This window comes from Plantactinospora sp. ZYX-F-223 (genome assembly GCF_039649625.1).
In the GTDB taxonomy this organism is placed as follows: Bacteria; Actinomycetota; Actinomycetes; order Mycobacteriales; family Micromonosporaceae; genus Plantactinospora.
Genome location: NZ_JBDJAV010000104.1, coordinates 1 through 9,003 on the forward strand (window position 1 = coordinate 1; position 9,003 = coordinate 9,003).

At 71.2% G+C, this 9,003-nt stretch carries 7 protein-coding genes, 1 tRNA gene and 1 pseudogene; 4 read left to right on the forward strand and 5 right to left on the reverse strand.

Annotation, left to right across the window (positions count from 1 at the left end):
• Positions 1 to 497: AAA family ATPase (locus AAH979_RS41975; protein WP_346263688.1), on the reverse strand; the 497-nt coding region annotated here is incomplete at its 3' end.
• Between the two features lie 51 nt (positions 498 to 548).
• Between AAH979_RS41975 and AAH979_RS41980 the strand changes: the two genes are divergently transcribed.
• Complete coding sequence (locus AAH979_RS41980; RefSeq protein WP_346263694.1) at positions 549 to 647, forward strand: hypothetical protein; 99 nt, start codon at positions 549 to 551, stop codon at positions 645 to 647.
• 230 nt (positions 648 to 877) lie between these two features.
• Here AAH979_RS41980 and AAH979_RS41985 read toward each other — a convergent pair.
• The 3 genes and pseudogenes from AAH979_RS41985 to AAH979_RS41995 form a co-directional block, all read right to left on the reverse strand.
• A tRNA-Arg gene (locus tag AAH979_RS41985) sits at positions 878 to 953 on the reverse strand.
• 305 nt (positions 954 to 1,258) lie between these two features.
• Positions 1,259 to 1,432 (reverse strand): hypothetical protein, encoded by a 174-nt coding sequence (locus AAH979_RS41990; RefSeq protein WP_346263689.1) that lies wholly within the window; start codon positions 1,430 to 1,432, stop codon positions 1,259 to 1,261.
• Between the two features lie 719 nt (positions 1,433 to 2,151).
• Positions 2,152 to 3,090: pseudogene (locus tag AAH979_RS41995) on the reverse strand (alpha/beta hydrolase); the annotation flags it as partial.
• A gap of 171 nt (positions 3,091 to 3,261) precedes the next feature.
• On the opposite strand from AAH979_RS41995, the gene ssb reads away from it, so the two are divergent.
• On the forward strand, positions 3,262 to 4,098 hold the full coding sequence (ssb, locus tag AAH979_RS42000; RefSeq protein ID WP_346263690.1) for a single-stranded DNA-binding protein: 837 nt from the start codon (positions 3,262 to 3,264) through the stop codon (positions 4,096 to 4,098).
• Positions 4,099 to 4,370: 272 nt separating this feature from the next.
• Here ssb and AAH979_RS42005 read toward each other — a convergent pair whose 3' ends face one another.
• Positions 4,371 to 5,813 carry an acyltransferase gene (locus AAH979_RS42005; RefSeq protein WP_346263691.1) on the reverse strand — a complete coding sequence of 481 codons (1,443 nt, stop codon included), beginning with the start codon at positions 5,811 to 5,813 and terminating at the stop codon, positions 4,371 to 4,373.
• Positions 5,814 to 6,176: 363 nt separating this feature from the next.
• Between AAH979_RS42005 and AAH979_RS42010 the strand changes: the two genes are divergently transcribed.
• Together AAH979_RS42010 and AAH979_RS42015 are read left to right on the forward strand one after the other, a co-directional pair.
• Complete coding sequence (locus AAH979_RS42010; RefSeq protein ID WP_346263692.1) at positions 6,177 to 7,250, forward strand: cobalamin biosynthesis protein; 1,074 nt, start codon at positions 6,177 to 6,179, stop codon at positions 7,248 to 7,250.
• 32 nt (positions 7,251 to 7,282) lie between these two features.
• Positions 7,283 to 8,854 (forward strand): cobyric acid synthase, encoded by a 1,572-nt coding sequence (locus AAH979_RS42015; protein ID WP_346263693.1) that lies wholly within the window; start codon positions 7,283 to 7,285, stop codon positions 8,852 to 8,854.
• Positions 8,855 to 9,003: the final 149 nt, after the last annotated feature.

A 9,003-nucleotide genomic window follows, 5' to 3' on the forward strand; every position in this document is an offset into this window, starting at 1 on the left:
GCCATGGTCGGATGCGATGCGATCGCGATCAAGTCGGCGACGACTTCATCGAGCGGTCGGCTGGCATCCAGCTCATGCGTGCAGCTCGCTCTGAGCACCGGCTCGACCCTGGCGAGGTCATCCAAGATCATCGCTCGTTCCACCGGAGTCTTCCCGTACTCGTTCGTCGTTCTGCGCGCGACCCGGTCGAGGATCACGTCAGCAGGGGCGCTGAGCAGGACGACTGCGTTGAAACGGTCGTAGAACTTCGACTGGTTCCTCACGCACCCTTGAACGAAGAGTGAGCGACCATCATCGGAGTCCAGCAGCGCGGTGATCCTCTCCTCGACCCAGAGCCACTCCCCGCGGTGCACCTCGTCAGAGAACTCAACATACTCGCGATACTCGCGCCAGCCCGGATCATCGGTGTCTACGGCGCGATAACCGCGTCGGCCAAGTTCGGCGAGCGCCGACGACTTGCCCGTTCCCGACATGCCGGTTACCAGAATCTTCGACATCGGGACAACGCTACCGACGGCCCTCAGCGGCATAGCGAACTCGCCCGCCGCATCGCCGGTGTCAGCCAGCAGATGCTCACCCAGATTTTGCGCAAGCTGGAACGCGTGGGCTGCTCACCCGCACGGCGACCACCCGGATCGCGACCCTGACCGCCGCCAAACCCCGCGAACTGATCACCCAACACGGCTGACCCAACCGAGGCAGGGCCGCAGGGCATTCGGACAGTTGCACCCCGCAACGCGGGCGCGCCACGACCTGATCGCCGACAGGCGTTACCGAGGGGTTTCGGGGGACGATCCAAGTTCGCATGGGCAAACCTTGAGGTCCTGGCCGGCGTTTCGCTGGTCAGGACCTCGCGTCGCTGGTCAGGGCCTCGCGCTGGTGCGCCCGGCAGGATTCGAACCTGCGACCAACTGCTTAGAAGGCAGCTGCTCTATCCGCTGAGCTACGGGCGCGGGCGTGGTCGTGTGCCCCAGCAGGCTACCGCTGCCGGGACAACGGTCGGCGAGGACGTGACGATCTGGCCTGCACATACTAGGTTTCAAAGCGTGCAGTTGACGAGCACAATGTTTCTGCCGCTGCTGGTGTCGACCGAAGACACCAGGTACGGCGAGAACCACCTGCTCGAAGACTTCACCGAGGACCTCGACGTCGGCTACTCGTTCGGACCACCGTACGGTAATCGCCTTGTCACCTGGGATGACCTGGACGAGCTTGAGGTCAGCCAGGCTGAGCTGCGGCAGGTGGCCGTCGACAATCTCTACCGGCTGTTGCCGCGGTTGCGGATCGACGGACAGCCGCCCGCGCCGATGCTCTCGTTCGGCGGGCTGGAATCCACCGTGCTGCTCGCCGCCGAGGTCTGGGAGGACTTGGAGCGGTCCGTGCCGGGCGAGCTGGTCGTCGGCGTACCGGCCCGGGACGTGGTGATCGTCACTGGTACGGCGTCCCGGCCCGGCATGGCGAAGGTGCGGCGGGCGGTGGACCGGATCTTCTTCGCGGGCGACCAGAATCTGCTCAGTCGCGAGCTGCTGGTGTGGCGGCAGGGCGGCTGGTCGGCATACCGGACGACGCCGGAGGCCGAGCCACAGCCGGATCAGTGGGAGGAGCCGGATCGCCGGGAGAGTCCGGAGCGGGACCGTGGCCTCCGGGCGGGTCCGGAGCGGTTCCGGGAGACTGCGCGCGAGGGTCCGGAGCGGTTCCGGGAGGCTCCACGCGAGGGTCCGGAGCGGTTCCGGGAGACTGCGCGCGAGGGTCCGGAGCGGTTCCGGGAGCCGGAGCCGTTCCGGGAGCCGGGGAGCTGGCGGGGCACGGCCCCGGGACCGGAACCTGAGCCGGACCGGTGGCGGAGCGCTCGCCGAGCGGAGGAGCCGGGCCAGATTCCCGGGCGGTGGCGAGGTGACTCTCGGCCGGAACCGGAGTCCGCACCCGAGCCGGACCGCCGGCGGGACGATCCCCGGCCGGGATCAGGGGCCGGCCGGGCCCGGTGGCATGGCGGCCCTCGTCCGGAGCCGGAGCTGGACTCGGAACCCGAACCGGGCCGGTGGCGGGGCGCGTCGGGCTCGGAGCCCGGCCCGTACCGTCTGCCTCGGCAGCGATCGGGTGACGGAGGGACGACGGACTGGCCGGAGCGGCCGCCGGTGCGGGGCTCGAAGCGACGTAAGCCGAGGCCCAGCGGGCCAACTCGGTGAACACCTGCTGACGTACGGCCGGCCCGGACAGGGTGAGGTCGTGCAGAGCGCCGTCGAAGCGGATGAGCGTCACGTGCCGACCCAGCTTCGGCGCCCAGCGGGCGATGTGCTCGACGTCGAGTACGGCGTCCGACAGCGCGGCGGACTCGTGCCAGGTCCGCCCCCGGAAACTGCGGTCCGAGATGCTCACCAGGACCGGTACCGGGATCTCCAGCCCGGCCCGCAGTTGCCGCTGCGCCCGCCGGATCGCGGCGAGCCAGCCGACCCGGATCGGGAAACCGTCGACCGGCTTCCAGGTGAGGTCGTAGGTCCACTCGCCCCGGTGCTCGGCGTGCAGGCTGTGGCCGTACACGGCGGAGAGCCGGCGGGGGACGGTCCGGTACGGCATCCGATGGCTGATCCGCGCGAGCATCGCCAGGGCCGGCCGGCGGACCAGCCAGGGCATGTTGAGGTCGAAGAACGGGCTGTTCAGGAAAAGTCCGTCGACGATACCGGCGGATCGGCGCGCGTGCGCCCAGAGTGCGGTGACCAGGCCACCGGTCGAGTGTCCGTTGACCAGCAACGTCCGGTTGCCGTCCGTCTCGCGGATGATCCGGGCCGCTGCGTCGAGTTCCGGGAAGTACTCCGTCACGTCGTGGCAGAAGTTCGGTGTCTGGTGCGGCAGCAGGCTGCGCCCGTGTTTGCGCAGGTCGATCGCGTAGAAGTTCCAGCCGTGCTCGACGAAGAAGTCCGCCAGGTGGGTCTGGAAGAAGTAGTCGACGAAGCCGTGCACGTAGAGCACGCCCCGATCACTCGGCCGGCTGGCCCGGCGCCGGATCAGGGTGGCCAGCACCGGCCCCTCCTCATCGCGGCCCAGGTCGATCGTCTGCCGCTCGTAGGGCGGTCCGAGCAGGTCCGGTTCCACCTCTCCGACGCTACTCGGCAATACCAGAACAGTCCTTGATCAGGGCCTTTTCCACAGGGCATTCGGTTGTCCACAGGCGGGCCGGCGACGGTGGCGGCCTGTCGGGTACGGCGGCGACGCTGTCGGTCGAGTCGGCTCGGACGGGAACAACTGGATCCCTGTGGAGGGACGATGTTCGATACTTACGTAACTATTGTCGGCAATGTGCTGACCGCCCCGGAATGGCGGCGTACCACCCAGAGCGGCACCCTGGTGGCCAACTTCAAGGTGGCCTCGACCGCCCGCCGCCTCGACCGGGAGAGCGGGCGGTGGGTCGACGGCAACAGCCTGCGCGTCAGGGTGAACTGTTGGCGGAAGCTGGCGGAGGGCGTCGCCTCCTCGGTGATGGTCGGCGACCCGGTCGTCGTGGTCGGCCGGCTGTACACGCGGGACTGGACCGACGACGCGGGCAACCACCGGACCATGTACGAGTTGGAGGCGGTGGCCGTCGGTCACGACCTGTCCCGGGGAAGGGGAAGGTTCGCCCGCAACCGGCCGTCGATGGCGACCTCCTCGATGGAGGAGGCCGAGGCCGAGGCCCGGGTGCACGGCGAGACCACCGAGTCGGTGTCGCCCGAGGAAGCGCCGGTGTTGCCCGACGAGCGCCCGCTGGACGACGACGAATACCGTGGCCTGCCGGTTCCGCCGGGCCAGGACTTCGGTTCGGCCCACCTGCCGGCCGACCCCTTCGACGGCCGGATCGACCTCGACGGGCCGCCCGACGGTGACGTGACCGACCCGGCCGAGGCGGTCACCCCGCCGACTGGCGCCGCCTACGGTCCGCGCAGTGGTGACGAAGGGCGGGACGGCATCGACGCGGTTGATGTCGAGGACGGCGAGATCGACCTCGGCGCCAACGGCGGGGACGAGGACGACCAGGAGTTCCGCGACGAGAACGACGCCGACACCGCAGACCGCGGCGCCGGGCGTGGCCGCCGTGGCCGTGGCCGACTGCCGGTGTCCGTCTGAACACATCCGGCCCAGGCGCTCGTGGCCGGAAGGGTTCTGGCCCGAACACGCCTGGTCCGGCGGTCCGGCCCCGGTAGGTGCCGGACAGCGGGTCGCCCGGATCGACGCGGTGGTCGCCTCCCCACCGCCATCCGGGCCGGCCGAGGGTGGGGAGGTCGGTCGCGGCACCGGCCGATCTCCCCACTCCACCGTGAAGCAGCCGGCTGTCTATTGCTGCGGGGCCCGTGGGCGCTGTGGGTGAGGGAGATACCACACCCTTTCCGGTCTCCGAACTAAGCCCTCGCTCGGGGGCGGCTGTCGAAATCCTCCCGGGATTGCTGGCCATGCCGAGGTGCCGGCACCGCCCCGGCAGCCTTTCCGGCGGGCCCCGGCCCGGCAGCGTCTCCGATCGGCTCCGGCCTGGTGTCCACAGCCGATTCACCCGGTTGCTCGGGTTGTCGCTGGCGTACGACGGTGGATCGCGGTGGTGCGGTTCCAGGCCGGCGTCGCGGACTGAGGAGACGCATCATCGGTGTCTCGACGAACTGGAAGAGCAACCAGGCGGCGGCGATGCTCACCAACAGCAGGGCGACCGCCACGACCGGGCCCTGCCAGCCGGGAAACCCGCCGGTGTGCCCGGCGAACCGGAAGATGGCCTTGATCAGGAACACATGGACCAGATAGAACGCGAACGACACCTCGCCGAGCCAGACCAGCGGTCGGGACCGCCAGGGCGACCAGCGGCCGGTGGTGTCCGCCCGGGCCGCACTCGCGATCACCAGTACGTAGCCGAAGGCCAGCACGGTGGTCCAGAGTTCGGCGCGGATCCACTCCATCGACGCCACCCAGATCGCGACGAAGAGGCCGGTGGAGACGAGCAGCCCCGGCCCTCGCCACTTCCCCCGCAGCATGAGCTCGGCGGCGGCGACGCCCATCCAGAACTCGAAGGAGCGCACGATCGGGAAGATCTGGGTAAACCACCAGCGGGCGGTCTCCGGCAGCAGTTGCTGGCCCGGCCACATCGCCAGGATGAGCAGTGGCATGGCGATGACGACGGCGTAGAGCTGCCACGCCCGCATCCGGCGGATCAGTGGGAGGACGAACGGCAGCGAGAGATAGAAGAACATCTCGCAGGCGAGCGACCAACTGACGTTGTTGATGCTGTAGAAGTAGCCGTCAACCGGGATCCAGGCCTGCACCAGGAACAGGTTGGCCAGCGCTGCCTTCAGGTTGACGGGGTCGGCCCAGTACAACGCGAGTGCGATGACCACGGCCCAGGTGACCAGGTGGTTCGGATAGATCTTCGCGGCCCGACGCCGCCAGAACGCACGCTTCGTGTCACCCGGCCGGGCGGACCAGACCAGCACGAAGCCGCTGAGGATGAAGAAGAACTGCACCCCGGAGAGGCCGAGCGTGAAGACCCAGTCGACGATCTGGCGATATCCGGGCTCGGCGACGATCTGCATGGTGCCGATGTGAAAACCGAAGACCAGCATCGCGGCGACCCACCGCAGCCCGGTCAGGGACGGCAGCCGGTGCAGCGCGCCGTTCGCGCGACCTCGTCCTGCCTGGCCGGTATCCGTCGCCTGGTTGCCGCCTGCCCGCTCGCTGCCACCTGCTGCTCCGTCGGCCTGCGGCACCGTGCCGGCTTCCTGCGCCGTACCGGCCTCCTGCACCCGACCGGCCGTGGCCGATCGATTGGCGGCTTCCTCGGTGACGGGCGTCACACTGGTCATCGGACCTCCTCGATAGGCACATCGATGGCCAGCACTTACGCCTCCCGTCGGCCGGATTGTGCCGGGATGTCCGGTCGTACGGCGCCTCCCGGCTGCGTACCCCGCTGTCGCGGGGCCGCCCGCGACCCTATCCGGTGCCGCGGTGGCCCGTCGTGGGCGCGTGCACCGCCCGACCCGCCGCACCGGCACTGTCGCTGGTCAGCGAGGTGTTGATCGGCCTCGTCGCGGTCCGGACTAGGCTCCGCGACAGGGGAGGTGATCGCCGTGCGCCCAGACAGCAGGTTGTCCGGAACCGGCGACGCGGTGGGCGGGCGCGGCAGGAGACGACCCGGCCGGACGCGTCGGACCGGCGGTCGGGACAGGGTGCCGGGGTGGCTGGGCGGCGGCGCGGCCAACGCCGCCGGGCTGGCCGCCGGCTATGCACTCGACGCGCTCTTCGGTGACCCCCGGCGGGGTCATCCGGTCGCCGGTTTCGGGCAGTTCGCAGCCGCGCTCGAACGCCGGATGTACCAGCCTCGGCGTACGTCGGGTGCCGGGTTCGCGGCGCTGGCGGTCGGCGTACCGGTGGTTCTCGGCGGGGCGGCGGCGGTCGCCACCCGGCACCGACCGCTGACCCGCGCGGCGCTGGTCGCCGCCGCCACCTGGACGGTGCTCGGCGGACGGACCCTGCGGCGGGAAGCCACGGTCATGAGCCAGGCACTTCGCCGGGCGGACGTGCCGGCGGCCCGGCAACGGCTGGGCCACCTCTGCGGGCGGGACCCGGCCGCGCTGGACGAGCCCGAACTCGCCCGGGCCACCGTCGAGTCGGTGGCGGAGAACACCTCCGACGCGGTGGTCGCGCCGCTGCTCTGGGGTGCGGTGGCCGGGCTGCCCGGTCTGCTGGGCTACCGGGCGGCGAACACCCTGGACGCGATGGTCGGGCACCGATCGGAGCGGTACGCCCGGTTCGGCACCGCCGCCGCCCGCCTCGACGACCTGCTCAACCTGCTGCCGTCCCGGCTGACCGGTTTGCTCACCATCGCCGCCGCCCCGCTGGTCAGGGGCGACCGGACGCGTGCCTGGCGGATCTGGCGGCGCGACCGGGCGGACCATCCCAGTCCGAACGCCGGGCAGTGCGAGGCGGCGATGGCCGGTGCGCTGGGCGTCCGGCTGGGCGGCCGCAACGTCTACTTCGGACGCTCCGAGGTCCGGCCGTTCCTCGGGGACGGCCCTCGGCCGGAGGTGCGGCACATCGATCGGGCCGCCCGGCTCTCCGGAGCGGTCGGGCTCGCCGCACTGGGCCTGGCGGTGGCGTACGCGGCCACCAGCCGGCCGCGCCGGGTCACAGCCGGTTGGCTCGCCCCCCGGTTGCCAAGACTCGCCACACCCTCCGGGACGGAGTGGACGTCACCGGGGCCGATCCGGGCAGCCGACCAGCGGGCCCGGTCAGCCCGGTGAGCCTGACGAAACCGGTGAGCCAGGTGAGCCCGATGAGCGGCGGTCTGCTGGTCGCCGGCACCACCTCGGACGCCGGCAAGAGCGTACTCACCGCCGGCATCTGCCGCTGGCTGCACCGCCAGGGGGTCAGGGTGGCGCCGTTCAAGGCGCAGAACATGTCCAACAACTCCGCGGTGGTGGTCGGGCCGGACGGGCGGGGCGGCGAGATCGGTCGGGCGCAGGCCATGCAGGCCGCCGCCTGCGGCGTGCCACCTGACCTGCGGTTCAATCCGGTACTGCTGAAGCCCGGTAGTGACCGGTCGAGCCAGGTGGTGCTGCTCGGCCGGGCGGTCGACACCGTCACCGCCGGCAACTTCCGTACCCTGCGCCCCCGGCTCGCCACGGCCGCCTTCGAGGCGCTCGCCGAGCTCCGCGCCGAGTACGAGGTGGTGGTCTGCGAGGGGGCGGGCAGCCCGGCCGAGATCAACCTGCGGGACACCGACTACGCCAACATGGGCCTGGCCCGGCATGCCCGGCTGCCGACGATCGTGGTCGGCGACATCGACCGGGGCGGCGTCTTCGCGTCGATGTTCGGCACCGTGGCCCTGCTGGACGCCGCCGACCAGGAACTCGTGGCCGGCTTCGTGGTCAACAAGTTCCGGGGCGACCTGGATCTGCTCCGTCCCGGGCTCGACATGCTGACCCAGCTCACCGGGCGACCCACCTACGGGGTGCTGCCCTGGCACGTCGACCTCTGGCTGGACGCCGAGGACTCGCTCGCCTACGGGCGGGTGCTCGGCCGACCGGCACCGCCGAAGGGCCGCGAGTGGCTGGACGTGGCGGTGGTCCGGCTGCCCCGGGTCTCCAACGCCACCGACGTGGAGGCGCTGGCCACCGAGCCGGGGGTACGGGTTCGGCTGACCGTCGAGCCGGCCGAGGTGGCCGCCGCCGACCTTGTCGTACTGCCCGGCACGAAGTCGACCGTGGCCGATCTCGACTGGCTGCGCCGTACCGGGCTGGCCGACGTGGTGCACGCACACGTGGCGGCCGGGCGGCCGTTGCTCGGCATCTGCGGCGGCTACCAGATGCTGGCCCGCAGCATCGACGACGAGGTGGAGAGCGGGCGTGGCCGGGTCGCCGGCCTCGGCCTGCTGCCCATCGAGATCACTTTCGGCGCCACCAAGACCGTGACGCGATCGGTGGGCACGGCGTTCGGGTCGGTCCCGGTCCAGGGCTACGAGATCCACCACGGGTACGTCTCCGGTGCCGATCCGGCACCGTCAGCACTGATCCACTACTCGGACGGCCGGCCGGAGGGCGCGGCGGTAGGCCACCTTTTCGGCACCCACTGGCACGGCGCGTTCACCTCGGACGGGTTTCGTCGCCGGTTCCTCACCGAGGTGGCCCGACTCGCCGGCCGGCACGGTTTCCAGGTCGCCCCGGACACCTCGTTCGGCGCGGCCCGGGAACGCACCCTGGACCTCCTCGGCGACCTGGTGGAGGAGCACCTCGACACCACCGCGCTGTGGCGGCTCGTCGAGCAGGGACCGCCGGCCGGGCTACCGTTCGTCGCGCCGGGCGCACCGCCGGCACACGCCCCGGCCCCGCGCGTTCCGGCGAGATAGCCGCCTTTCCGACAGCAGGTGCCTCCCGGCCCGTCACGCCGACGCGGGCCGGTCATGCCGACGGCAGGAGCCGTCGGCCAGTGACCACGACGCTGGTGCCGTCCGGCCGGTGACGCCGACGGCTGGTGCCGTCCGGCCGGTGACGCCGA